The sequence below is a fragment of the Paractinoplanes polyasparticus genome, from assembly GCF_019710575.1.
GTDB classification, from domain to species: domain Bacteria; phylum Actinomycetota; class Actinomycetes; order Mycobacteriales; family Micromonosporaceae; genus Actinoplanes; species Actinoplanes polyasparticus.
On the sequence record NZ_JAHWFK010000042.1, the window covers coordinates 107,357 to 131,972 of the forward strand.

At 68.4% G+C, this 24,616-nt stretch carries 21 protein-coding genes and 2 pseudogenes; 14 read left to right on the forward strand and 9 right to left on the reverse strand.

Annotated features, from left to right (window positions below; all coding sequences use genetic code 11):
* Positions 1-62 precede the first annotated feature (62 nt).
* Both KXC43_RS36085 and KXC43_RS36090 read left to right on the forward strand, forming a co-directional pair.
* Positions 63-1,277: an FAD-dependent monooxygenase gene (locus KXC43_RS36085; protein ID WP_221380704.1), complete on the forward strand. Its 1,215-nt coding sequence runs from the start codon at positions 63-65 to the stop codon at positions 1,275-1,277.
* Positions 1,278-1,279: 2 nt separating this feature from the next.
* Positions 1,280-2,080, forward strand: a complete 801-nt coding sequence (locus KXC43_RS36090) for an alpha/beta fold hydrolase (RefSeq protein WP_221380705.1) — start codon at positions 1,280-1,282, stop codon at positions 2,078-2,080.
* 550 nt (positions 2,081-2,630) lie between these two features.
* Here KXC43_RS36090 and KXC43_RS36095 read toward each other — a convergent pair.
* From KXC43_RS36095 to KXC43_RS36105, 3 genes are all read right to left on the reverse strand, one after another.
* Positions 2,631-3,908: a glycosyltransferase gene (locus tag KXC43_RS36095; protein WP_221380706.1), complete on the reverse strand. Its 1,278-nt coding sequence runs from the start codon at positions 3,906-3,908 to the stop codon at positions 2,631-2,633.
* Between the two features lie 54 nt (positions 3,909-3,962).
* Entirely contained in the window at positions 3,963-4,331 is a 369-nt protein-coding gene (locus KXC43_RS36100) for a hypothetical protein (RefSeq protein WP_221380707.1), read from the reverse strand.
* 65 nt (positions 4,332-4,396) lie between these two features.
* On the reverse strand, positions 4,397-5,251 hold the full coding sequence (locus KXC43_RS36105; protein ID WP_221380708.1) for an NmrA family NAD(P)-binding protein: 855 nt from the start codon (positions 5,249-5,251) through the stop codon (positions 4,397-4,399).
* Between the two features lie 120 nt (positions 5,252-5,371).
* Here KXC43_RS36105 and KXC43_RS36110 point away from each other — a divergent pair, with 120 nt between their 5' ends.
* Entirely contained in the window at positions 5,372-5,794 is a 423-nt protein-coding gene (locus KXC43_RS36110) for a winged helix-turn-helix transcriptional regulator (RefSeq protein ID WP_438870935.1), read from the forward strand.
* Between the two features lie 157 nt (positions 5,795-5,951).
* On the opposite strand, the gene KXC43_RS36115 is transcribed toward KXC43_RS36110, so the two are convergent.
* Complete coding sequence (locus tag KXC43_RS36115; protein ID WP_221380710.1) at positions 5,952-6,224, reverse strand: hypothetical protein; 273 nt, start codon at positions 6,222-6,224, stop codon at positions 5,952-5,954.
* Between the two features lie 88 nt (positions 6,225-6,312).
* Between KXC43_RS36115 and KXC43_RS53330 the strand changes: the two are divergent.
* Both KXC43_RS53330 and KXC43_RS53335 read left to right on the forward strand, forming a co-directional pair.
* Positions 6,313-6,585: pseudogene (locus KXC43_RS53330) on the forward strand (CHAT domain-containing protein); the annotation flags it as partial.
* Positions 6,586-6,625: 40 nt separating this feature from the next.
* Complete coding sequence (locus KXC43_RS53335; protein WP_369076972.1) at positions 6,626-6,808, forward strand: hypothetical protein; 183 nt, start codon at positions 6,626-6,628, stop codon at positions 6,806-6,808.
* A 69-nt stretch (positions 6,809-6,877) separates the two neighbouring features.
* Here KXC43_RS53335 and KXC43_RS51675 read toward each other — a convergent pair.
* Positions 6,878-7,140, reverse strand: a pseudogene (locus KXC43_RS51675) (transposase); the annotation flags it as partial.
* 1,058 nt (positions 7,141-8,198) lie between these two features.
* Between KXC43_RS51675 and KXC43_RS36130 the strand changes: the two are divergent.
* Positions 8,199-10,031, forward strand: a complete 1,833-nt coding sequence (locus KXC43_RS36130; protein ID WP_221380713.1) for a serine/threonine-protein kinase — start codon at positions 8,199-8,201, stop codon at positions 10,029-10,031.
* Positions 10,032-10,215: 184 nt separating this feature from the next.
* Here KXC43_RS36130 and KXC43_RS36135 read toward each other — a convergent pair whose 3' ends face one another.
* Both KXC43_RS36135 and KXC43_RS36140 read right to left on the reverse strand, forming a co-directional pair.
* Positions 10,216-11,097 carry a LysR family transcriptional regulator gene (locus KXC43_RS36135; protein WP_221380714.1) on the reverse strand — a complete coding sequence of 294 codons (882 nt, stop codon included), beginning with the start codon at positions 11,095-11,097 and terminating at the stop codon, positions 10,216-10,218.
* Positions 11,098-11,192: 95 nt separating this feature from the next.
* Entirely contained in the window at positions 11,193-12,590 is a 1,398-nt protein-coding gene (locus tag KXC43_RS36140) for a class II fumarate hydratase (protein WP_221380715.1), read from the reverse strand.
* Between the two features lie 315 nt (positions 12,591-12,905).
* On the opposite strand from KXC43_RS36140, the gene KXC43_RS36145 reads away from it, so the two are divergent.
* On the forward strand, positions 12,906-13,889 hold the full coding sequence (locus KXC43_RS36145; protein WP_221380716.1) for a LysR family transcriptional regulator: 984 nt from the start codon (positions 12,906-12,908) through the stop codon (positions 13,887-13,889).
* Here KXC43_RS36145 and KXC43_RS36150 read toward each other — a convergent pair.
* A complete protein-coding gene (locus KXC43_RS36150; protein ID WP_221380717.1) occupies positions 13,867-14,727 on the reverse strand; it encodes an NAD(P)-dependent oxidoreductase in 861 nt (286 codons plus the stop codon). The genes KXC43_RS36145 and KXC43_RS36150 overlap by 23 nt on opposite strands.
* A 442-nt stretch (positions 14,728-15,169) precedes the next feature.
* The gene (locus tag KXC43_RS36155) at positions 15,170-15,775 is read right to left on the reverse strand and encodes an SDR family oxidoreductase (protein ID WP_308129418.1); all 606 of its coding nucleotides are present in this window, start codon (positions 15,773-15,775) and stop codon (positions 15,170-15,172) included.
* Here KXC43_RS36155 and KXC43_RS36160 point away from each other — a divergent pair.
* The 7 genes from KXC43_RS36160 to KXC43_RS36190 all read left to right on the forward strand — a co-directional run bounded on the left by KXC43_RS36160 (position 15,663) and on the right by KXC43_RS36190 (position 24,584).
* Entirely contained in the window at positions 15,663-17,195 is a 1,533-nt protein-coding gene (locus KXC43_RS36160; RefSeq protein WP_221380719.1) for an amidohydrolase family protein, read from the forward strand. The genes KXC43_RS36155 and KXC43_RS36160 overlap by 113 nt on opposite strands.
* A 30-nt stretch (positions 17,196-17,225) precedes the next feature.
* Positions 17,226-18,074 (forward strand): enoyl-CoA hydratase/isomerase family protein, encoded by an 849-nt coding sequence (locus KXC43_RS36165; protein ID WP_221380720.1) that lies wholly within the window; start codon positions 17,226-17,228, stop codon positions 18,072-18,074.
* A gap of 221 nt (positions 18,075-18,295) precedes the next feature.
* The gene (locus KXC43_RS36170; RefSeq protein ID WP_221380721.1) at positions 18,296-19,468 is read left to right on the forward strand and encodes a LysR family transcriptional regulator; all 1,173 of its coding nucleotides are present in this window, start codon (positions 18,296-18,298) and stop codon (positions 19,466-19,468) included.
* Positions 19,469-19,730: 262 nt separating this feature from the next.
* Entirely contained in the window at positions 19,731-20,594 is an 864-nt protein-coding gene (locus tag KXC43_RS36175) for a helix-turn-helix transcriptional regulator (RefSeq protein ID WP_255645425.1), read from the forward strand.
* Positions 20,595-20,782: 188 nt separating this feature from the next.
* Positions 20,783-21,688, forward strand: a complete 906-nt coding sequence (locus tag KXC43_RS36180; RefSeq protein WP_221380723.1) for a LysR family transcriptional regulator — start codon at positions 20,783-20,785, stop codon at positions 21,686-21,688.
* On the forward strand, positions 21,661-23,145 hold the full coding sequence (locus tag KXC43_RS36185; protein WP_255645426.1) for an NAD-dependent succinate-semialdehyde dehydrogenase: 1,485 nt from the start codon (positions 21,661-21,663) through the stop codon (positions 23,143-23,145). Before KXC43_RS36180 ends, KXC43_RS36185 begins: the two co-directional genes overlap by 28 nt.
* A 101-nt stretch (positions 23,146-23,246) precedes the next feature.
* A complete protein-coding gene (locus KXC43_RS36190; protein ID WP_221380724.1) occupies positions 23,247-24,584 on the forward strand; it encodes an MFS transporter in 1,338 nt (445 codons plus the stop codon).
* The last annotated feature ends 32 nt before the right edge of the window (positions 24,585-24,616 follow it).

A 24,616-nucleotide genomic window follows, 5' to 3' on the forward strand; every position in this document is an offset into this window, starting at 1 on the left:
GCTAGACAATCGAGTAATGTTCTCCGGGTCAACGCTACTCTGCGGCAAGGATTCGAGCTGCCATGTCTGCACCCAGCATTCTGATCTCCGGCGCCAGCATCGCCGGTCCGGCTTTGGCCTTCTGGCTCAATCGTGCCGGCTGGCATACGACCGTCGTGGAACGGTTCGACCAGCTGCGCGACGCGGGCCACAACATCGATGTTCGTGGGGCGGCCCGCGAGGTTGTCCGTCGGATGGGACTCGAAGAGGCGATGCTCGCCTCCCGGACCGGAGAGGAGGGCACTGAATTCGTCGACGGCCGCGGCCGGTCGCTGGCGGTGTTCCCCCGTTCGGCCACCAAGGTGGACGGTGCGACGGCCGAGCTCGAGATCCTTCGGGGCGAGCTGTCCCGGATCCTGTACGAGGGAACACGGAACGAGACGGAGTACGTATTCGGCGATCAGATCACCAATCTTGAGGACGTCGGCACTCATGTCGAGGTTTCGTTCGCGAACTCACCCCAGCGGTCCTTCGATGTCGTCGTGATCGCTGAGGGTCTCACCTCCCGAACGCGACGGATGGTGATGCCTGACGCCGACATCTCGCGCGTGGGTCTGTACACCGCGTACCTGACCATCCCGCGCACCGACGACGACAACGACTACTGGCGCTGGTACAACGCGCCCGGCTCGCGGGTCGTGATGACTCGGCCGGACAACCTGGGGACGACGCGCGCCGTGCTGAGCTTCACCAGCAACAGGCGCGGGTTGGAGACTCTGCCTGAGCCGCAGGTGACCGCCTTGCTGCGCAGCACCTTCTCCGATGCCGGTTGGATGGCTTCCAGGGTCCTGGACGGGCTCGACGCGCCCTATTACTTCGACGCCATCGGCCAGGTTCGCCTACCCAAGTGGAACGAGGGGCGGATCGGGCTGATCGGCGACGCCGCCTACTGTGCCTCGCCGCTGAGTGGGATGAGCACCAGCCTCGCCCTGGTCGGCGCCTACGTTCTCGCGGGCGAACTGTCCACCGCCAGTGATCTACCCACGGCATACGACGCCTACGAGCGTCGATTGCGACCCTACGTCGAGCGAGCGCAGAAGCTGCCGCCCGGCGGGGTCGGCCTGGCCTACCCGAGCGGCCGGGCCGGACTGGCGGTTCTGCGTACGGCTGTCCGGGTGCTCGGCAGCCGGCCGGTGCAGAAGCTTGCGCTCTTCGACCGCTTTTCGAAGACCGCGGCCGATACATTCACGCTTCCCGACTACTTCGGTAGTGCACACTCGCACGAAGTGGCAGCCTGAGCGTGGTCACCGACCAAACCATCAACGCGGGCGAAGTTCCGCTGCGATATCGCGACTACGGCGGCAGCGGTCATCCGCTCGTGCTGCTGCATGGCGCCGGTGCGGACCGGACATCGTGGGACGCTGTCGGACCGCCGCTCGCCGAAAGCTATCGCACGGTGGCTGTCGATCTGCGGGGGCATGGCGAGTCGGGCGACGGCCTCTGGAGCTGGGAAGAGGTGCTCGACGACCTGGAGGCGGTGGTCGCCGCCCTGGGCATGGCGCGACCGGCCATGGTCGGGCACTCCGTGGGGGGTTTGCTGGCAGCCCGTTGGACCCGTCGTCACCTCGATTGTCCGGCTGCGGCCAGCCTCGACGGCCACCGTGTGGCCGGGACGCAAACCAGCGACCTCGGCACTGATACGGACGACGACGTGGTGGCACTGTCTGACGGCTTCACGGCGTGGTTCGACGCGGCGTTCGCCCAGCACGAGTCGCGCCTGCGGTCCGCCCAGGCGGCGGCATCCGCAGCGGCACGCGCCGCCATTGCTGCCGACAACTTCACCTCGTTGCAGGGTCTCAGCGTGCCGTTCCTCATGGTGGTGGCGGAATCCAGCGGACCTCACGTACCGGCGGAATGGGAACCGCTGACGGCAGCGTTTCGCGCCGGCTTGTGGCGAGATCTCCACGCCCTCGCTGGAGCTCAGCCCTCCATCGAGCTCCGCCCGATCGACGCTTCGCACGGCATGCTTTACGAAGCGCCTCAGGAAACCGTAGGCATCGTGGCGGATTTCCTCGGCCGGACATTGGCAACATCGCATTAGTCATCCCGCACGAGTGCTTCAGGAACTCGGGGCCGGCGCGCATGGCCAGCGGTTTCCCGGCAGTTCTCGACCGCATCATCCGACCGGTGGCGCCGCCGCTGGTCGCAACTCCGGAGAAAGCCGCCGGACGAAGTGTGCTTCACGCCCTCGATTCCGAGGTCACCCGTCCGACCGGAGGCCTCTACGAGGGAGGCGCCTACGAGATCGTCGAAGCAGTCCCGCGACGCAACCTTCACAGCTCGGGTTCACTCCCTCACCGAGGAGCGACTGAAGGAACTCGGCCTGTGAATCTGCGCCTCTCGAGAAGCCGTGCTGACGGTTCGCAGCCTTTGGCCGACGCGGCAGGCAGCAGCCGGGCAAGCTGTGCGCCCCTCGCGCGTCGGTGAGGTCGTGCCGCCCCGTCACCGCTTCGGAGACCTCGTCGTGTATCGATGACCGCCACACCGTGACCTCGACCCGGCAGTGCAACTTATGAAACCCGCCCTGGTTGGGGCGGCAATCCTCCGCCGGGCTGGGTATGCGCGGGCGGGTCCCGGCGGAGGGCGGCGGATCAGCCCAGGGCGAGGCGTTCGATCGCTGTGACGGCGTCATGCTCGGCGTAGACCTTCGCGAGCTGCGCCACGTTGTCCCGAATCTCGTGGTCGCCCAAAACGGCCGCAGTGGCCTCGGCCACAGCTTGCGGCGTCGGGCTCGCGGTGTCCAAGTTGATGCCGAGCCGGTGATAGGCGACCCGGGCGGCGTTAGCAGGCTTGTCCTCGCTCTGCCCGGCGACGATCACCGGGATTCCGGCCGCCAATGCTTGGTGCGTTCCACCTGCGCCTCCGTTGGTAACCAGGACGCTCGCCTTGGGAAGGAGAGCCTCGAACGGGATGTAGTCCGCCACGCGAGCGTTGTCGGGCACCGGGATCGACAGCGACGCGGGATCCGCGCCACCCAACGCGGCCACCACCGTGACGTCCTTGTCGGCCAGACCGGCAAGCGTTGGCTCGACCAGCTGCGAAAGATCGTGGTTGGCCAACGTGCCCTGCGTGACGATCACCACCGGGCGTGAACCGTCCAGGTCGGACCACCACCCCGGCGGCTCCCAGTCGGCGGTCTGCTGCGGCGGGAGCGTGCCCACCAGGTGAATGGTGGCCGGCAGGTCGCTGCGGTGAAATTCGAAACCAGGCACGCTCAGTACGGCGGTAGCGTCGGGCGTCGTGTATGGCACGTCCACGAACGAGGCGGTGATCGGCTCCGTCGCCCCCAACTCCCGCAGCAACGTAGCCACCCGGTCGCGGGCCGGCTCGAGGGCTGCGGCGAGTTCAGCGTTGCCGGCCCGGTTAGCGGCCTTGGCTGCCTCCGGGTCGGCCGACGGGATCGGGCCGAAGAAGGTGGAATCGTCGCTGCTGACTGCCAGGGGGGCCACGCTGACGCCGACCCATTTGACCGGCCGCCGACCCGCTGCGCCGAACTTCACCGGCATCGCGCCCAAGAACAATACGTTGCAGATCAGGTATTGGTCCGGGTCCTCTTCGAGCAAGGCCTGCAGCGCCCGGTGCTCCTCGCCCATCGGGTTGGCGAACGCGCGAATCCAGTCGTAGTTCAACTGCGCTGGACCCGGCGGCAGCCCCAGCGCCTCACGCTCGGCGACCACTTCCCGGATATCGTAGTCAGCCTCTCCTGCGAGCGGCGCGAACGCGAGCCCGGCGGCCTCGGTTACGACCCGGAACGTGCTGCCCGACAGGACCGTAACTTGATGGCCACGGGCGGCGAGCGCTTGAGCCAGAGTGAGCATTGGCCCGAACTCTCCCGGTACCGGGGGCGCTGCCACGATGATTTTCGACATGGGTTCTCCTGTTTGGCGATGTGGGCTTCAAACTGGCACAGGAGGAGTTAGCTCTTACGCTGAATGATCCAATTGTCGGTTATGACGGCTCAAGATCTGCCCCGAAGGTCCGCTGGAGCCAGCCCTTGCCGCACCGACGATTCCCGCGCACAGTGAGGTTTCTGCTGCGTCCGGCCCGTGCACGCGATTGCGGTTCTCGACACGCCTCGTGCTCTGGCCGCCGCCCGAGCGAATCCATTGACCCGGCCCACGCGCGCCTAGTTGTTTCACAGTACGGGCGATGGAGAGGTTGTTTCCTTGCCGCACGATCCCGTCGGCGCTGGGCAGGGCCGGTGTCTCGATCCGGCGGGTCTCACCGGTGGCGAGCGTCGGCTCGCCGGTGCCGGGAACGACGTAGGAGGAAACAAGGCTCCCGGTGGACATCGTGAAGGGCTTTCCTCGGTGACGTGCCCGGAAAACAAGGGATCTGGAAGGTTCGTGAAGGCCGGTCAGTTGAGTGCGGCGGTGATCGCTTCGGCCGGAGTCGTGGTCGGTCGTGCGATCAGTCGCTTGAGGTCGCCGGAGTCGGTGAACAACTCGCCGCGGCCCATGGCGAGGTCGGCGTCGACGAGGACGCGGGCCAGTGCCGCGGGCAAGCCGGCGTCGGTGAACGCCTGGGTGAACTTGTCGGCCGGCAGGTCGATGTTGGCGATCTGCTTCCCGGTGACGGCTGACATCGTGGCGGCCAGTTCGGCCAGGGTGAACGCCTCATCTCCGCCCAGTTCGTATGCCTGGCCGGCGTGACCGTCGGTGGTGAGCACGGCCGCGGCGGCGGCGGCGTAGTCGGCGCGGGTCGCGGCGCTGATCCTGCCCTGGCCGGTCGCCCCGGCCAAGGCTCCGCTGCGCAGCACCTGCGGGAGTTGGGCGGTGTAGTTCTCCAGGTACCAGCCGTTGCGCAGCATGACGCTGGGGACGCGGTCGCGTAGGTCCTGCTCGGTGGCGTAGTGGGTGACGCCGAGGATCGAGGTAGCCGTGTCGGCGTGCAGCATGCTCGTGTATGCGACCAGCGACGCTCCTGCCGCCACCGCGGCGTCGATGGCGCGGCGGTGATTGGCGACGCGCTCGTCCACGTCCGTGGTCGAGATCAGCAGGAGCTTCTCCACGCCCTCGAACGCGGCGGGGAGGCTGTCCGGCTGCGCGAAGTCGGCCCGGCGGACCACGATGCCGCGATCGGCGAGGTCTTTGATCTTGCTGAGGTCGCGGCTGGTCGCGACGATGTCGGAGGCAGGCACGCCGCGGGTCAATAGTGCCTCGACGGTGTGCCGGCCCAGATGCGAGGAGGCGGCGGTGACGACGATCGACATGGGATTTCCCTCTTCCTGCCGCGGACTTTTCCGCGGTACGCAAGCCATGATTACCTGGTCACTCTCTTTTGGTAAGTACTGACTTCGAGGTAAGCTGGCCACCCCGACGAGAGTTTCGAGGTGACGTTCGTGGCCACCACCGACGATGTGATCGAGCCCATATCCGCATGGGACCCGTACACACGCGGCTGCCCCTCACGTGACGTGCTCGACCAGATCGGCAGCAAGTGGGCGGTGCTCGTGATCGGCGAGCTCGGCCGCAACGGGGCGTGCCGGTTTACCGAGCTGCGGCAACAACTCGCGGGAGTGAGTGAGAAGATGCTCACCCAAACCCTGCGGACGCTCGAGCGTGACGGACTGGTTCTGCGAACGGTGTACCCGGAGGCGCCGATCCGCGTGGAATACGAGCTGACACCGCTCGGGCAGACGCTGCGAGGTCCGTTGAAGGCGCTCTCGGATTGGTCGGTGCAGCACATCGGGGACGTCCTCACCGCCCGCAACGAATACCACGACCGCACCGGCAAACGCTCAATCCCGCGATAGTCGGCGTCAGACGTCGCCATGCCCTTCCTCTGCCGACCGCACCTGTTCGGCAGCCAGCAGGCTGGTGTCGGGGTTCGGCGAGAGAGTGTGGTTCGCCGGTGAGTCCGGCGAGAGCGGTGGCGATTTCCTAGAGGGAGGCTTTGACGTACTCGCCGAGCTACTCGTCAAGCCAGATCGCCGTTTGGTCGGAGTGGGCATAGCGTTGCACGGAGCCGCTGGCTAGCCGCAGGCTGGGCCGGCTGTCGATGTGCAGCATTCCGGTCTGTTCCGCGTAGTCCAGGACGTCGCGCAGCTGCGCTTCGGGCACCAGCAGGCGTTCGGCGACCTCGGCCGGCGTTGTGTCGAGTTCTGCCCTCGATGTCCAGCGGAGCACAGCTGCCACGTCCTGTGCGAGTTCCTGACAGCGGCTGCGGGCGTCCGACGCGCGCACGATCCGGGCCGCTCGGGTGGCAACGACAACACGGTGTCCACCGGCTGCGGCCGCCCGATGCTGTACCGGCCGCCCTGCGCACCAGCCGGTGGCTGCCCGTCGCCCGTCACGCGACGAGCTACCCGGCCACCCCGGGGGACAGTGCGCTGCACCTGGACGACGGCGTCTGACCGTACGGAGTCTGCTGGCCGACCGGGCGCCGCACGGCGAACTGGTGTTCCTGTCGGCCTGCGAGACGGTGCTGAGCAGCGAGGTCGCCGCGGCCGAGGTCATCCACCTGAGCACGGCTTCCCACGTGGCCGGATTCCCGCACGTGATCGGTACCCTGCGGCGGGTGACCGACGGCACCGCGGCGGAGACGGCACGGCTGTTTAGCGCTGGAGCACGTTCTCGCCGTGGAGATGGAGGCCGCCGGGGTCGCCACGGCGGCCCACTCTCACGGGGTCGAATGGTTCGCGGTCCACGGCGTGGGAGACGTGGCGGGTATACAAGAGGTCGACGAGAACTCGATACCGTATGCCCGCCCCGTGGCTGCGCGCTTCGTGTGCGGCGCGCTTGAGTTCTGCCGGCCGTTCGCTGAGTGAGTGTTTTGGAGGAATGTCAGGCCGGGCTTGTAACGCGGTACGGCGTTGCTGGCGTTCGGCGGGTTTGCCGCGGGCGACCCGGCGCAGCATCTGGTTGATCGCGGCCCAGCGGATCAACTCCTCGGAGACCTCCGGGTCGCGTTCATAGTCGCGGGCCAGCCGGCGATGGGCGGTCAGCCAAGCCAGAGTCCGTTCGACTATCCATCGTTTCCGGTGGACCTCGAACCCGCGCTGCTCGGGCGGCTTGCGCACGATGTCGATCACCATGCCCAAGGTGCGAGCGCCCGGTCGACCAGCCGGCCGGTGAAGCCTTGATCGGCGAACACCACCCGCCTCGGCGCCGTCGTGGTCGGCAGACCCTCGTCGATCAACACCTGCAGATAACTTAGCTTGAGATCGGCACCGTCGGGACCGAGGAGCAGCACGTCCCGGGCCAGGTCTCGGCAGATCTCCCAGCGCGCCTGGTCGATCTCTTGTGGTGTGGTCATCAAATCTCCCGGTCAATCGCACGATCGGTTGTCCTGCCTACACGTTCGCATCGACCGTCTGCGTGACCGCCGTGCCGGGCACAACGGAGAGGTTCGCGTCGGCGCAGCCGGCAATCGAGGGCGACTCCGATCCGCCGCCGACTCCAATGCCGAATACTCCTTGCGTGACCAGCCAAGTTTCTCGACGAGGCGGTCGGGTGTTGCTGTTAGGGCTGGTCAAGTTGCTTGAAGAACTCAAGGTCCGCGCCAGTCATGACTAACGTGCGTGTCCCTTCGAGGGTTCTGGATCCGCTTGGTTCGAGGTCAGGCGTGGCGGAAGTTCTCACCGTGCTGCCCCGGCAAGCATGCTGCCGTCGCTGATCATTGCCAGAGAAACATGCGGCGCAATCCATCAAATGTCATCGTCCAGCACGGCCCCCGGCGTCGACGACGGGCTGGTTATACGCCAATTGAGCTGCACCTATTCAATGTTGAGTGCGTCGCTTTCAATTCTGGACCACGGATTGCTGTCGCCTTCGGTGCGGTGACCGCCGTCGGCCGACAGTGCCCCACGCGAGCCGGGCCGGGCCGGGCCGGTGAACGTGACAGCCCGCTCGTCGTCATGAGTTCCCGCGGCACCCGTCCAGACCTGTTCCCGTATCGACCTAATGCGCGAAGCGCATATCGTGCATCTCGCCCCAGTGTCGAGCCAGGCCGGACATCGGCCCGTGGTCTGTGCGCCATTTCACCGTCGTCACCGGAACCGCATTTATCGCTTTCCTACTTCCCAGTAATGCTTTCTTCGTCCCGGAATGGTCCTGTAGCTTGATTGCGCCTTCGCAGTGACGTTGCGGCGACGGCGCCCCACCGGTCGCCGTCGGTCAGGCCGTCGGGCAGCGCGGAAACGTCGGGAGCACGCGAACATGGCTACTCGGCCTCTGAGGCCACACGATCCGCGGCGGCTGGGCGGCTACCAGCTGCTGGGCCGGCTCGGCGAGGGTGGCATGGGCACGGTCTATCTGGGACGCGCGACCGACGGACGGACTGTGGCGGTCAAGGCGATCCGCCCGGAATATGCCGATCAGGAGGAGTTCCGGGCTCGATTCCGCAGCGAGGTCAACCGGGTCCTGCAAGTGCCGGCTTTCTGCACCGCGGCCGTCCTCGACGCCGACCCCGACCACGAGACGCCTTATCTGATCGTCGACTACGTCGACGGACCCAGCCTGCAAGAGGTCGTCCGCGAGCGTGGCCCGATGGCGGCCGGCGACCTGCACAGCGTCGCGGTCGGGGTGGCCGCCGCGCTGACCGCCATCCACGGCGCTGGGGTGATCCACCGCGACCTGAAGCCGACCAACGTGCTGTTCTCGCTCGGCCTGCCCAAGGTCATCGACTTCGGTATCGCGCGGGCGCTCGACCCGACCAGCCGGCACACCCGCACCGACCAGGTGATGGGCACGGTGTCCTATATGGCCCCGGAGCGGCTCGACGCGACGCTCGGCGAGACCACGCCGGCCGCCGACATCTTCGCCTGGGGCGCCGTCGTCACCTACGCCGGCACCGGACGCACCCCGTTCGGCGCGGACACCCCGATGGCGACGGTGGCCCGCATCCTGGCCGTCGAGCCCGAGGTGCAGGGCCTGCCCGACTCGTTGATCCCACTCGTGCTGGGAGCCCTTTCCAAGGACCCGCGTCAGCGTCCGACTGCCACCGAACTCCTGCAGGGACTCCTTGCTGCCGGTGCTCCGAGGCCTCCGCTGCCCACGTCGTTGGAGGGTCGGCACCTGCTCGACGAGTTCTCGCCACCCGGCGGGCGGGGCGCGGCGGGCATGTTGAGCTCGCCAGGTGATCCGGGTTCGGATAGTGCGCCGCGTTCGCCGGGCGCGTCCCGTTCGCTGAGCGAGCTACTTGCGCCGGCCGGGTCGTCGTTGGGTGGTTCTTCGGGTGGCGCGCACCGCGGCGGCGTGGGGCCGGGCGCAAACGACGCCAACGGGCGGTTCGACTCGCGGCAACTGCTGGGCGAATTGATTTCGACCGAGCCGACGCGGGCGGGGAACTCTCCGGGCCGTAAGGGCCCGGGGACCACCATCCACCGCATGCTCTACACGATCGTGGCGTTGCTGGTGCTTACCGTCGTCGGGGCCGGTGTCGCCTACGCCCGCTCCATCGGCGACAAACAGCCGTCGGCCACGCCGCGCACGTCCACCACCACATCGATCGAGACGCTACTGGCTCCGGGTCCCTCGTTCTTCGACCCGCTGGCCGGACCCGGCCGGTTCCGCCCGAGCTCGGGGGAGACTGGCGGCTGCGCGTTCGACGGCAGAAGCCTGCGCGCCCGGTCGGCGGCCGGCTCGGCCTATCAGTGCCAAGGCCCGGCCGACCGCTTCTCGGGCAGCCAGACGATCACCGTGCAGGTGACGCTGACGACGGAACGGTCGTGCGCGGTGATCTGGTTCCGGCACAGTGACCAGTACGGCTACGAGCTCACCGCCTGCGCCGACTTGCTCGAACTCATCTCGGTCGGCAATGGACTGCCCCAGTCGATCGGCCGGGCCCCGTCGACCGCCCTCGCGCCCGGCACCCGGCACGAGGTGGCGATCGCCGTCGCCGACAGCCACGCGACCGTCTCGATCGACGGCGCCCTCGGGCTGCAGGCCGCGCTTTCCGATCCCGGCCTGCGGTCGGGTGGCATAACCTTGGGCGTCACCGGCCAGAGCGACGCCGCGAGCGTGCTCTATGCCAAACTCGATGTCCGCTGACCGGCGGCTGCCACGCGCGAAAACAACCGCGATCTGGAGAACGCATCGCCCACAGGGGGCGACTGGTCCGTCACCTGGCCATGGCCTCATGGCCCTGCGCCGTCGCGGGCCGCAGAAGTGGTGTGCGGTGGTCTCGGGGACTGTCGCGGCTGTGGTGGCTAATACCCCGGCCTTGGTCGTCTTGTCAGCCGGGGAGACAGCTCAGGGCCGACTTGCGGAACTCGTCGACCATGCTGTTGTCCTCGACGGGGCGGGTCAACATGACGGCGTGGCAGGGCGGGAAGTCGTCGATCGGGATCGAGGTCAGGTCGGGGCGGATCAGGAAGCTCTGGTCGCTGCGCGGATGCATGATCACTGCCTTGCCGCACGCGACCACCTCGAACTTGTCCTGCACGGTGTGCACGGTCGGGCCCACCGGGCGCCGGCCGCCGTCCGGACGCTCCGGCCACCAGAAGGCCCGCCACTCCGCGGACGCGCCGGGCATCGGGAACTCCACCAGTGGTTCGTCAGCGAAGTCGGCCAAGGTGACGGACGTGCGCCCGGCCAGTGCGTGTGTGGTGGGAACCACGAGCAGCCGGGGGTCCTCGTACAACACCGTGACGCGGTAACCCTCCATCGGGAACACGAACGGCTGCCAGGCGAGCACCACGTCGACCCGGTGCTCCGCGAGGCACCGGGTGTCCTCCCACGTCAGGTATCGGGTGTGGATCTCCGCGTCGGGGTGGCGCTCGCGCAGGTCACGCACCGCCGGGGTGACCGGCAGGCCGGGCATGTAGCCGATGGTGATCGTTCCCGACGTCGCGGCTGCCCGGGCGCTCGTGACGGCGTGGCGGGCGGCCCCGAGTAGCTCGTTCGCCTGCACGAGAAAGGCGCGGCCGGCCGGAGTCAGGTGGCTGCCGTGTGCGGTGCGGTCGAACAGCCGCACACCGAGCTGGTCCTCGAGCCGCTGAATCTGACGACTCAGGGACGGTTGCGCGAGGTGCAGCTCGGCGGCGGCCCGGCCGATGTGCTGATGAGTGGCCACTACGGTGAAGTACCGCACCAGTCGGAGATCGAGATCCGCCATCGGCACATGGTAGAGGAAGTCAGTATTGTCACCACAGCCTTGACCCGGACGTCGCCGTCAGCGACCGCTGTCGTGCACCGTTTCACCGCCCTTCGTCACGGCCCGATCATTCGCGCCGGATCGAGCAGAACCGACAGTTCCTTCTCGGTCAGGTCAGTACTCTGACGTGCCACCTCGCGAATTGTCCGGCCGGTGCGCCGTGCCTCGTCCGCGATCGCGGCGGTTCGGTCGTAGCCGATCCGCGGGCTGAGCGCAGTCGCCATCATCAGGGTCCGCTCGACCGCCGCCGGTCCGGCCGGCGTGGCACGGATTCCGGCGACGCAGTGGTCGGTGAAGGTGGCGGCGGCGCCCGCGAGCAGGTCGATCGATTCCAGCAGGGTGAACGCGACGACCGGCGTCATCAGCGTGATCTCGAAGTTGCCCCGACCGCCGGCCAGGGCGATCGTGGCGTCGTTGCCAGTCACCTTCGCCGCGGCCTGCACGACCGCCTCCGCGATGATCGGGTTCGTTTTGCCGGGCATCATCGACGAGGCCATCGACAAGGTGGGCACCTCGATCTCGGCCAGGCCCGCCCGTGGCCCGCTGGACATCCAGCGGATGTCGTCCGCGATCTTGAAGAGGCTGGCCGCGGCGGTCCGCAGCGCGCCCGAGGTGAAGACAACCGTGTCCAGGTTGTTCTGCGCCTGGAAGTGGTTGTCTGTCTCCCGCAACTCCACCTCGAACTCGTCGGCCAGCCTCGCGAGCACGCCGCCCGCGAAGGCGGGGTGGGTGTTCACACCGGTGCCCACGGCGGTGCCGCCGAGCGCGACTTCGGCAAGGCCGGACAGCACGGTGCGGAACCGGTCGGCGTCCCGCTCGATCTGACCCGCGTGGCCGGCGAACTCCTGCCCGAGTCGGATCGGCACGGCGTCCTGCAGGTGCGTGCGGCCGGTCTTGACGATGCCGTCGGTGGCCGTGGAGAGTCTCCGCAGCGCCGCGGCGAGCCGGGCGAAGGCCGGGATCAGGCGGTGCGTGATGGCCCACTGGGCGGTCAGGTGAACGATCGTGGGCGTCACGTCGTTGGACGACTGGCCGAGGTTGACGTGGTCGTTGGGATGCACGGGAGCCCGCGCTCCCAGGGGTGCGCCAAACAGCTGATTGGCTCGGTTGGCGATGACCTCGTTGGCGTTCATGTTCGTGTTGGTTCCGCTGCCGGTCTGGAAGACGTCGACGGGGAAATGCTCGTCGAGCAGGCCGTCGGCGACCTCGCCGGCCGCCCGGGCGATCAGACGGGCGGTGCCGGCATCGAGACGGCCGAGGTCCGCATTCACGTACGCGGCAGCGCGCTTGAGCGAACCGAGGGCGTGGATGTAAAGCGGAGGAAGCCGCAGTCCGCTGATCGTGAACGCTGCCACGGCGCGCTGCGTCTGCGCGCCCCACAGCGCCTTCTCGGGGACGAGAACCGTTCCGTCGAAGTCCCGTTCCCATCGAAACCCTGAGGATGTGTTGTCCATCGTTTCCTCGCTGACTGACACGGGCCGGATACGTCGAAATTGTCAGGGGACGGGTGGAGAACGGGAACCGCTAGGCGTGGGCTCCGGGGTGGACGACCGGCCGAGCACCGCCGTTTCCTGGCTTTATGCATAAAGGCTGGCGAACAATCAGGAATCGGGCGACGCGGCACCGGCATCACGGTAGACACTGGCATCGGCAGCGCGCACGGACCCATGATCGGCGACCGGGTGTTTACCTGACCCCGGCTCGCGAACGCCCAGATGCGGATCACCGAGGCGATATCATCGCGCCAGCACAGGGAGGGGCGGTCGCCGATGCGAGATCCGACGAATTCCGGCACGAGTGCACAGCCGCCCTCGGCGAGCATCGCTTCCGACCTCATCCCCAAACTGGTGCTGCTGGTCGCGATGAGCGAGCGCGGCCACCTGAGCGCGGCCGCGGAGGCCGCCGGTGTGCCGCAGCCCACCGCCACCCGTTGGATCGTCGCGCTCAGCCGGACCGTGGGCGTGCCGCTGACCCGCCGCGCCGGCCAGAGGATCGAGCTGACACAGGCCGGCCGGCGGCTCGCTGACAGCGTCCGCACGGCCCACTCCGTGCTGGCCATCGGCGTTGCCCGCGCCCACGAGGCTGCCGATCCCGGTCAGGGACAGGTGGTCTTCGGCTTCCTCCGCACGCTCGGGGTCAGCCGGGCGCCCCAGATCCTGAGCGGTTACCGCGCGGCCCATCCGCGGGTGCGGTTGAGCCTGGTCCAGGCGGCTCACGAGGACCTGGTCGCGGCGCTGCACGAGGGCACGATCGACGTCGCGCTCAGCGTCGTGCGCGCCACCGACGCCGACGTGCTCGCCGTGGAGATGTTCAAGGAACCGTACGTGCTGGTCATGCCGGCGGAGCACCGGCTGGCCAAGCACGAGTTCGTCCGCCTGCCCGAGTGCCGCGACGAGAGCTTCGTCGGGCTGTCGCCGGGCATCGCCATGCGCCGCAGTGTCGACGACCTCTTCCTGTCGGCGCGGGTCCGGCCGCGGTACGTCTTCGAGACGGAGGAGGTCGAAACCGTCCGCGGCCTGGCCACCGCGGGCGTCGGCCTGGCCGCGCTGCCGGCACGGCACGGCGGCCCGCTGGCCGGTTCGGTAGAGGTGCCGATCGCGCCCCGGACCTATCGGCACATCGGGCTGCTGGCTTCCACGCGACGGACCCTGGAGCCGGCCGCGGAGAGATTCCGTCAGTGGGCGGCACAACATGCCGGCAACGGACGAAGCCCGGCGCCTGCCTGGCCGGTCAGTCCCGATAGGACGCGATGACCGCGGCGATGTCCTCGTCCGCGTGTCCCCGCGCCGCCGCGGCATCAAGCCGGTCCCGCACCGCCACGGCAAGCGCCGGGTCTGTCCCCGCCTCGCGAAGCGTGTCGACGATGAGCCCGGTGTCCTTGAGCAGGCCGCCCAGCCGGAACGCCGAGGTGAAATCGCGGTCGATCATCATGCGACCCTTGGCCTGCGCGTACGGGGAGTCCACGGCCTGACCCGTGATCGCGTCGAGAAACAGCCGTGGATCGAGCCCCAGGCTCTCGGCCATCGCCACGGACTGCGCGATCCCGCCGATCAGTGTTCCGACCCAGGCGTTGAGGACCAGCTTGAGCCGGCTCGCGTCGCCGGGAACCGCGCTGACCCATAGCGTCTTCGCGCCGATCGCCGCGAAGGTCTCGGCCGTGGCCTCGCGCAGGGCCGGGTCTCCGGACGCCAGGACCACGAGCCTGCCGTTCTCGGCCGGCGCCTTTGTGCCCAGGACCGGGGCATCGACGAACGCGACGCCCGCCTCCCGGGCAAGGTCCGCGAGCCGCTCGGTATCCCTCGCGCTCACGGTGCTCGCCTGCACCCACACCGCCGAGTCGGAGAACTGCCCGAGCGCCGGCCGGACCGTCTGCTCGACGGCCTCGACGTCGAACAGGCTCGTGATCACGACGTTCGCCTCCGCGACGGCCACCGCCACCGAGCCGGCTACCACCGCGCCGGCCTCGGCCAACGGCCGGCTCCGTGCGGGATTGCGGTTCCACACCACGACCGGAAGTGCCGCACGCAGCAGGCTCCGCGCCATACCTGTACCCATGATCCCGGTGCCCAGGACCGCAACCGTTGGTTTCATGCCGCCATGGTCCGCCCGTCGTGGTTTCCGGTACACCGGAATCGGCTCGACGGCGAGCCCGAACCGGCACTCTCAGCCGCGGTCTCCAGGACTTATGCGGCGGTACGACTCGCGCATACCGCAACGCATCGGTTCAGGGGGCGTGGCCTGAGGCACCGGACCGAGTAGTCGGCCAGTCCGGCGAGGAACGCGGTGGCCATCCGTACCCGGCGATGGCCGCGGATGACCCGGGCGAGGCGAGCAGCAGCGAGGCCGGCCCGAGCCGTAATGCAGCAGGACGTGACCAGAGACCGTTCGCGGCCGTGACCAGCAGAGTCCACCCGACTTCGGTGGAGCCGGCCCCGCTCGGAATTGATGCTCGCCGACCAGACGGGCATAGGCGCAGCCCAGTTCCTCGCACGCGAAGATCGGCGGCAGCGCCGCGGAGGTCGCGGTAAACCCTTCACTGGATGCTGCGGCCGCCGTCCACGTCAAGGCAGACCCCGGTCAAGAAGCCGGCCTGGTCCGAGACGAGGTAGAGAAACGCGGCCGGCACGGCGAACTTGCAGCCGAGCGCCACGCTGCGCACAGTGACGGCGAATTGCGCATCCATGGTCGCAACGTCGAGGTCGACGAGCGGTGTCAGGCGATGCGGCGGGCCGGCGTTGTTGACCATGACGTCGAGCCCGCCGAACTCCAACTCGGCAGCCGCCACGAGATCGCGCATCGCCTCGGGATCAGTGACGTCCGTGGTGACGGCGCCCGCAGCGGCATATTCAAGTGTGAATTCCGGCCGGCCACTCCCGCATCTTCCCAGGTAGCCCCGCACGGCCCGGAGTGCGATCCGAGCTCCTCGACGCGCGGACGCTAGGCACCGCCCGATCGGGTCCTTAACGTCTCGGCACGTCACAGACAGCACGCTGAAGCTCACGACCAGATATGTGATGGAGGTCGAAATGGACAAGGACTGGGAGAAGGCCGAGGCCGGTGGCCCGCACCTGCGGCGCCGGTCCCTGCTCGGCGCGGCGGCGGGTGTCGCCGCAGCCACCGGCGGGGTCGTCACGGCCACCGCTCCCGCTCGGGCGGAAGCGGCCCCGCGACCCGCGCCCGCATTCACGACGGGTCGCCCAGTGGTATTCCGGAACGCGACCGTGGTGACCGGCGATCCCAAGCTCGGCGTGCGCTACGACACCGACGTTCTGGTGACCGGACGGACGATCCGCGCGGTGGGCCGCAACCTCTCGGCTCCCGGTGACGCCGCGGTGATCGACGGGCGCGGCGCGATCGTCATGCCCGGGATGATCGACACCCATCGGCACATGTGGCAGACCGTGATCCGCGGACTCGGCGCGGAATGGACGATCGCCAACTACTTCGGCTGGATCTACGAGCGCTGGGCAACGTTCTGGCGGCCCGAGGACCTGTACGCCGCAGCGCTGCTGTCCATGGTGGAGTCGATCGACGCCGGCGTCACGACGACCGTCGACTGGTCCCAGGACTTGCGCAGTTACGAGTACGCGATTGCCGAGGCCGAGGGTCTGTTCGACTCCGGGGCCCGCGCCCGGCTGGCATACGGATATTCGTTCGCGCCCCCGCAGGAGTGGGTGACCAAGGGGGACGTGGCCCGGCTACAGCGGGAGCGGTTCAGCTCGACCGACCAGCTGGTGACCCTGCAACTGGCTTGGGACGGCACCGGCACCGAGCGTGCCTTCCCGGAACGCCCGGCCTGGGAGTTCGCTCGCGCGCACCACCTCCCGGTGACCATGCACTCGGGAGTGCGCAACTGGATGGCCGACGAGCAGATCCTGAACCTGCGCGACAACGGGTTCCTGCTGCCGACCAACACGTACGTGCACTGCGGCACCATGTCGGAAAGCAACTACGAGCTGATCGCCGACTCCGGCGGCACCGTGTCGATCGCCGCGGAGAGCGAGCTCAACGCGGGGCAGGGATACCCGCCGACCGGCCGGATCCGCGCCCACGGCATCCCCGTGTCGCTGTCCAGCGACACCCAGGTGTGGTGGAGCGCGGACATGTTCGCGGCCATGCGCGCGACGCTCAACGCCGATCGGGGCATCGACCACTACCGGGCGCACGCGCAGGACAGAACCGTGCTCAACAACAACCTGCGTACAGCCGACGTGCTGCGGTTCGCCACCCAAGGCGGCGCGGACACGCTCGGGCTGGGCGCACGCCTCGGCTCGATCACACCGGGCAAACTCGCCGACTTGGTCATGGTGCGTGCCGACACCCCGTCGATGGTGCCGCTGATCAACCCGGTATCGCAGCTGGTCTTCCATGCCCAGCGCGGCGAGGTCGACACCGTCATGGTCAACGGCCGTGTCCTCAAACACGACGGCCGGCTGCTCGGCGGCCTGTTCCCCCGAGCCCGCCGACTCGCCGAGGCCAGCATGAACCACCTCCGCGAGCGGATCGGTGAACAACAGTGGGCCTCGGCGCAGCAGCCCGGACCGTACGAGATCGGCTGATCACCGTCTCGCAGTCAGGAGGAGGCCAACGTGACTGCACACAACTATGAGTCCTTGCGCATAAGCCGCTCGGGCAGCGTTCTGACGGCCACGATGCACAACCCCCCGCTGAACCTCCTCGACCGTGTCCTCATACCCGACCTCAAGCGTTTCGTTCGCGCCGTCGCCGACGACGAGACGGTCAAGGTGATCGTCCTGGACAGCGCCGTACCGGAGTTCTTCGCCGCGCACGTCGACGTCGGATACGGCGCCGACCCTGACGGCTTCGCCCGGCTCAGCAGCGAGGACACCGGCTTCGAGGGTCTGCTGCCGCTGCAGCATCTGGTTGCCAGTATCCGTGCCCTTCCGCAGGTGACCATCGCGAAACTCCGTGGGTACCTCCGCGGAGGCGGCAACGAACTCGCCATGGCAGCCGACCTCCGTTATGCGGCCGCCGACCAGACCTGGCTCGGTCAGATCGAAGGGAGACTGGGAATCATCCCCGGCGGCGGCGGTACGCAGCTGCTGGCACGCGCCATCGGGAGATCCCGTACCTTGGAGGCCGTCCTCACCGCCGATCTGTACGACACGCGGACCGCGGAGCTGTACGGCTGGATCACCCGTGCCGTCCCCGCGGCCGATCTCGATCGGGTGGTCGACGAGATCGCCCATCGGATCGGCTCCCGCCTGCCGTCCCAGATTCGCGCAGCCAAGGCGGCCATCGATCCCGCGACCGCCGGTGACCGCCTCCCTGAGGACCTGCGGACGGAGGCGGCCGCACTCGCCCACGTCTATCCGTCACCTCCCGAGGTGGAGCAGGCATTGAGCGCGGCCCTCGCTGACGGCATGCAGACCGTTGAGAACGAGCGTGACCTCGAAAACTTCCTCGACAAGCACTGACGCGGCCCAACCGGACGCCAGTCGATGGTGAAGTGGCGCACCAACCGCAGGTCAAGATCGGGCGTGGTTCGGGATCGGAGTGAGTAGCGCTGTATGCGTTTCATGCATCGGGCGCATACGGAACAGGTCTTGGACAGACGCCTTGTGCGCTCATATCTTCCGTTCCATGTTTCCTCAAGCGGGGTTGAGGCGGCCGATACGCAGCCTCGGAGGGCGGGGGTGTGGCCCTCGAAAAGCCGCGGATGGCGTCGTGCGTGATCCGCTGTCAGGCAGGAGCGTGGGGGATCTGCTGGGTCATGGCTGGCGGAAACCCGGCTGTGCCTCGCATGCACGGTTATTGTCGTCTGCCCGAAGGAGGGGCCGATGACGACGACGCGAAGGCATTGTGGGAACGAGAGGCACGCCTGGTGATGCGGGGCTCGATGAATTCCGGCCCGGGCGTGCAGCCGTCGTCGGCGACCATCGCTTCCAGCCTCATGTCGAAACTGACCCTTCTGGTGGCGATGGCTGAGCGTGGTCATCTGAGTGCTGCGGCCGACGCGGCGGGTGTGCCGCAGCCGACGGCGACGCGTTGGATAACGGCGTTGAGCCGGACGGTGGGTGCTCCGCTGACCCGCCGGGCCGGTCAGCGGGTCGAGCTGACCGCGGCCGGCCGTGCTCTCGCCGACAGCGCTCGGACGGCTCACACGGTGATGGCCGTCGGTGTCGCTCGTGCCTACGAGGCCGCTGATCCTGGTCAGGGAGAGGTGCTGTTCGGATTTCTCCGTACCTTGGGGGCGAGTCGTGCTCCGGAGCTGTTGCGCGGTTATCGTCTGAATCATCCGCGGGTACGTCTGACCCTGGTGCAAGCCGCTCATGAGCAGCTGGTTGCCGGTCTGCACGACGGCACGGTTGATGTCGCGCTCAGTGTGGTGCGGGCAACCGATGCCGATGTCGCGGCTGTGGAGATGTTCAAAGAGCCGTACGTGCTGGTGATGTCGGCTGGGCACCGGCTGTCCCGTCATGAGTTCGTGCGGTTGCGGGAGTGCCGGGACGAGAGCTTCGTGGGATTGTCGCCTGGAATCGCCATGCGTCGCAGCGTCGACGACATCTTCCTCGCGGCGAGGGTCCGGCCGCGGTATGTATTCGAAACCGAGGAAGTAGAGACGGTCCGGGGTCTGGCGACCGCGGGTGTGGGGGTGGCGGTGCTACCGGCCCGCCATGGTGGGCCGTTGTCCGGGTCGGTGGAGGTGCCGATCGCGCCGCGCACGTACCGGTATATCGGTTTGTTGACGTCGAGGCGGCGGACTCTGGAGCCACCCGCGGAAGGATTCCACCGATGGGCGATCCGACATGCTGCCAACGGCCGTGGCCCGGCGCCGGTCGTGTTGAAGGGTTCCGGCAGCTCGGCGTGAGGTCTGTCGGCACCGACAGCCACGAATCGACGATGAACGGAGGAACAACCATGCGATTGCTGCGACAAAAGCTCGACCAGAGCATCTGGGGGGGCGTTGATCTTTGCCGTGACATGCCGGCTGAAGCGGACTCGTCCTTACCCGGCGACCGGAAGGCCGGAATCGGCCGGTCATCGCGTTCGCCCAGGTGCCTGATGGCCGGTCGATCGTGAGGCATGCGCCACGGATGGGAAGCGGGCATGAGGCCGCCCGAGAACTCGGGTTGTTCCTGCGCTCCCGGCGCGAGCGGACGACGCCGCAGGAGCTGGGACTGGAACCGGGCCCGAGGAGGAAGGTCGGCGGGCTGCGCCGCGAGGAGGTCGCGGCGCTGGCCGGGTTGAGTACCGATTACTACAAGCGGCTGGAGCATGGTCGTAATGTGCGGCCGTCGGACGCCGTGCTGGACTCGATCGTCGACGCACTTGAACTCGGCGCGGTGGAGCGGCGTTACGTGCTGCATCTCGGGCGGTTGGCGCGTCGACCCGCGCGGCAGATCACACGGCCGCCCGATCACGTGACCCGAAACGCGCAGGTCTTACTGGGCTCCCTTGATCTGCCGGCGTTCGTCGTCACCCGGCATCTCGACGTTCTGGCGTGGAACGATCTGGCCGCGGCGTTGCTCGGTGACCCCACCCGGCGACCGCCCAGTGAGCGTAATGTTCTCGCGGCGCTGTTCCGTGACGAAGGGTTCCGCGAGCGGTGTCCGGGCTGGGAGGCCATGGCGCTGGACTTCATCGGGATCTTGCGGGCTGCTGTGGCCACCGATCCGGCCCATCCTCGGGCGGTCGCGGTCGTGGGCGAGCTAGGCATCCGCAGTGGCGAGTTCCGGCACCTGTGGGCCCGGCACGACGTCCGGGAGAACATTCATGGCGCCAAGGTCATCCGGCACCCGCGGGCGGGAGACATCGCCGTCGAGTGGGACGCGTATGCGCTGTCCGGGGAGGTGGGTCCGTTGCTGATCGTGATGACCCCGCAGTCCGGCCACGAGGAACGGCTCCGGCTTCTGAAGGTGGTCGCCGACGCCGGGCTGAGCCCGATGCCGGCATCGCATGCCGGTAGCCAGACAGATCAGCGCGCGGTGTCGTAGCCGGGCCGCTGCCACGGCGCGCCCGAGCGCCGGCGCCATCGCATCGCGGACGGTGGCCGCAGCATTCAGTGAAATGCCCCGGCCAGATTTGAATAAGCCCAGCCGAGGGAGGGCGAAAGGGAGTCGGATCCAGCCTCACCGCAGGTGCTTCGGGCTGCGCCGGCGCGGGCCGCGATTATTGTCCGTCCATGGTCCCACAGCCGGCGGAGGTCGCGTCCAAACTGATTCCGAAGCTGGCGCTGCTGGTCGCGATGGCGCAGCGGGAGCACCTGAGCGCGGCGGCCGCCTCGATCGGGTTGCCGCAGTCCACGGCCAGCCAGTGGATCGCCGCGTTGAGGCAGGCGGTCGGTGTCCCGCTGACCCGCAGGGCCGGTCAGCGTATCGAACTGACCGCAGCCGGCCGGGTGCTCGCCGAAAGCGTCCGCAGGACTCACTCCGTGCTGGCGGCGGGAGTGGCGCGTGCATACGACGCCACCGATCCAGGTCACGGTCAAGTCATCTTCGGCTTCTTACGGACCTTGGGGGTCAGTCGTGCTCCGGAGTTGCTGCGGGGGTATCGGCTGGCTCATCCGCGGGTGCGGTTGACGCTGGTGCAGGCGGCGCATGAACAGTTGGTGGCGGCGCTGCACGACGGCACAGTGGATGTGGCACTCAGCGTGGTGCGGCCCTCGGATCCCGATATCGTCGCGGTGGACATGTTCCGGGAACCGTACGTGCTGGTGATGCCGTTGGAGCATCCGTTGGCCCGCCACGGATCCGTGCGACTGCACGAGTGCCGTGACGAGAGCTTTGTTGGGTTGTCGCCGGGGATCGCGATGCGCCGCAGTGTTGATGACCTCTTCCTGGCGGCGCGCACGCAGCCGCGCTACGTGTTCGAGACCGAAGAGGTGGAGACGGTGCGCGGGCTGGCGACCGCGGGGTTGGGAGTGGCGGTGTTACCGGCCCGGCACGGCGGCCCGCTGGCCGGGTCGGTGGAGGTACCGATCGTGCCGCGTGCATACCGGCACATCGGGTTGCTGGCCTCGAAACGCAGGACGCTGGGATCCGCTTCGGAAGGATTCCGCCAATGGGCGACGATGAGGAGTACGCCATGACGAATGACCTCTCGGTCCCCTACCTGCCAACCCAGCTGATCATCGGTGGGACCGGGCGAGACGCCGCCAGCGGCGCTACCTTCGAGGTGACCGATCCAGCGACCGGCAAGGTCCTGAGCAAGGTTGCCGACGCCACGCCCGAAGACGGCATCCTGGCGCTGGACAGCGCCGCCGCAGCCGGTGCCGCGTGGAGCCGGGTCCCGCCCCGTCGCCGGGCCGAGATCCTGCACCGCGTCCACGACCTGTTGATGGAGCGCACCGACGAATTCGCCCGCCTGATCACCCTGGAGATGGGTAAGTCGCTGGCCGAGTCGCGCACGGAGGTGGCGTACGCCGCCCAGTTCTTCCGCTGGTTCGCCGCGGAAACCGTGCGCATCGACGGGCAGTGGAAGGTGAGCGAGGACGGCTCGGCGCGGGTGCTGGTGATGCGCCAGCCGGTGGGGCCCTGCCTGCTGATCACGCCGTGGAACGTCCCGCTCGCCATGCCGGCCCGCAAGATCGCCCCGGCGCTGGCGGCCGGCTGCACCGTCGTCGTCAAACCGGCCGAGGAAACCCCGCTGACCACGCTGAAGCTCGCCGGGGTCCTGGCCGAGGCGGGAACACCGGATGGGGTTGTCAACGTGATCCCGACCAGCCGCCCGGCCGAGGTGACCGGCCCGTTGATTCGCGACGATCGGTTGCGCAAGCTGTCCTTCACCGGCTCCACCGAGGTCGGACGGATCCTGCTGGCCGCGGCGTCAAGCCGTGTGCTCCGGACGTCTCTCGAGCTGGGCGGCAACGCCCCGTTCCTGGTATGTCAGGACGCCGATGTCGACGCCGCCGTGCGGGGTGCGATCACCGCCAAGACGCGCAACATCGGCGAGGCGTGCGTGGCTGCCAACCGCTTCTACGTGCACGCCGGGGTCGCCGACGAGTTCGTCGCCAAATTCACCGATCGGATGCGGGCGCTGCGCGTCGGCCCGGGAACCGCCCCGGAGACCGACTTGGGCCCGCTGATCAACGGCCGGCAACGCGAGCGGGTGGCTGCTCTGGTGGACGATGCAGTCCGGCACGGCGCCCAGGTGCTTACCGGTGGCGTGGTGCCGTCCGGTTCCGGATTCTTCTATCCGCCGACGGTCCTCACCGATGTGTCCCCGGCCGCCGCGATCACCCGGGAGGAGATCTTCGGGCCGGTCGCGGCGATCCAGACCTTCACCGACGAGACCGAGGCCGTCCGGCAGGCCAACGACACCGAGCACGGGCTGGTCAGCTATCTCTACACCCGCGACCTGACCCGAGCTGTCCGGCTCAGCGAGCAGCTGGAGTCCGGCATGGTGGGCCTCAACCGGGGACTGGTGTCGGACGCGAGTGCCCCGTTCGGCGGCGTCAAGCAGTCCGGTCTGGGTCGCGAGGGCGGCAACAGCGGAATCACCGAGTACCTGGAAGAGAAGTACATCGCCATCGACATCCCTGAATGACAAGCCAAGACCGCTATTTCTCGCGTCAAATTGGCTACATCCACGCGCCTCCCCGCTCCTAGGCTGCAGTGATTACGGTTGTCACGTTTCCGGAGCCGACGATGTCTCACCTTCCAGCCCCGCGAAAGCCACCGACCCCGCTGCGGATCGCCCTGGCCGCCGCGGTGGGAACCACCATCGACTGGTACGACTACCTCGTCTTCGGCGCGGCCACCGTACTCGTCTTCAACCCGCTGTTTTTCCCCACGCTCGATCCTGTGACCGGCACCCTTGCCGGCTTCTCCACCCTTGCCGTCGCGTTCCTCGCCCGGCCTGTCGGCGCCCTGGTCTTCGGGCACTTCGGTGACCGCACCGGGCGCAAGCAGATGCTCGTGCTGTCGATCGTCACCATGGGTGCGGGGACGTTCGCCGTCGGGCTGCTCCCGACCTACCACACGATCGGCATCTGGGCCCCGATTCTGCTGCTGATCCTGCGGCTGGCGCAGGGCTTCGCCGTCGGCGGCGAGTGGGGCGGTGCGGTGATCATCTCGCTCGAGCACGCCCCGCCGCACCGGCGCGCCCTCTACGCCAGCCTTCCGCAGGCCGGCGTTCCCGCCGGTGCGTTCCTGTCCAGCGGCGCCTTCTTCCTGGTGACTCTGCTGCCCGAGGACGACCTGCTCAGCTGGGGATGGCGGATTCCCTTCCTGTGCTCGGCCGTCTTGGTCGCGGTCGGGCTCTACATCCGGCTTCGGCTCACTGAGTCGCCCGCGTTCCTCGCCGCCCGCGAGCGCGGTGACGTCGCTCGCAGGCCGGCGCTGACGCTGGTCAGATCGCACAAGCGGGCGCTGTTGGCCGGCATGTTCTGTGGGATGGCCGCCAACACCGTCTTCTACCTCTCCGCCCAGTTTTTGCTGCACCACGGTCCGGCCGGGCTGGGCCTGGACCGCAGCCTTGTGCTGTCGGCCCTGCTGACTGCCGCCGCAGTGGAGACCGTTACCTTGCCGCTGTTCGCGCACTGGGCCGACCGGTTCGATACCCGTCGCGTCCTTCTGGGCGCCTGCGGCGTCGTCGCCGTCGGCGCGTTCCCGGTCTTCCTGCTCTTCGAGTCCCGCCTCGCCGCTGGGGTGTTCCTGTCCTATCTGCTGGCCCTTCCGGTCATGCACGCGCTGGCGTACGGGCCGGTGTCGCGGTTCACGGCCGAACTGTTCCCGGTGCCGGTCCGCTACACGGGCTCGTCAGTCGCGTATCACCTCGGCGGCGCGGTGACCTCGGCGCCGGTACCGATTGTGGCGGCCCTGCTGCTCACCACGCTCGGCTCGTCGGTGGCTGTCGCCGGGTACCTGCTGGCCGCAGCACTGATCGGCGGTCTAGCCACCTACCTGGCTCCCGGTTACGGGCTTCGCCCGGCGCGGCCGGAGCTACCCGCCGAAGCAGAGCTCGCCGCGCCGCGGTCGGGCTGATCCGCCGGCGGCCGCGGTGTCGCCAGCCGGGG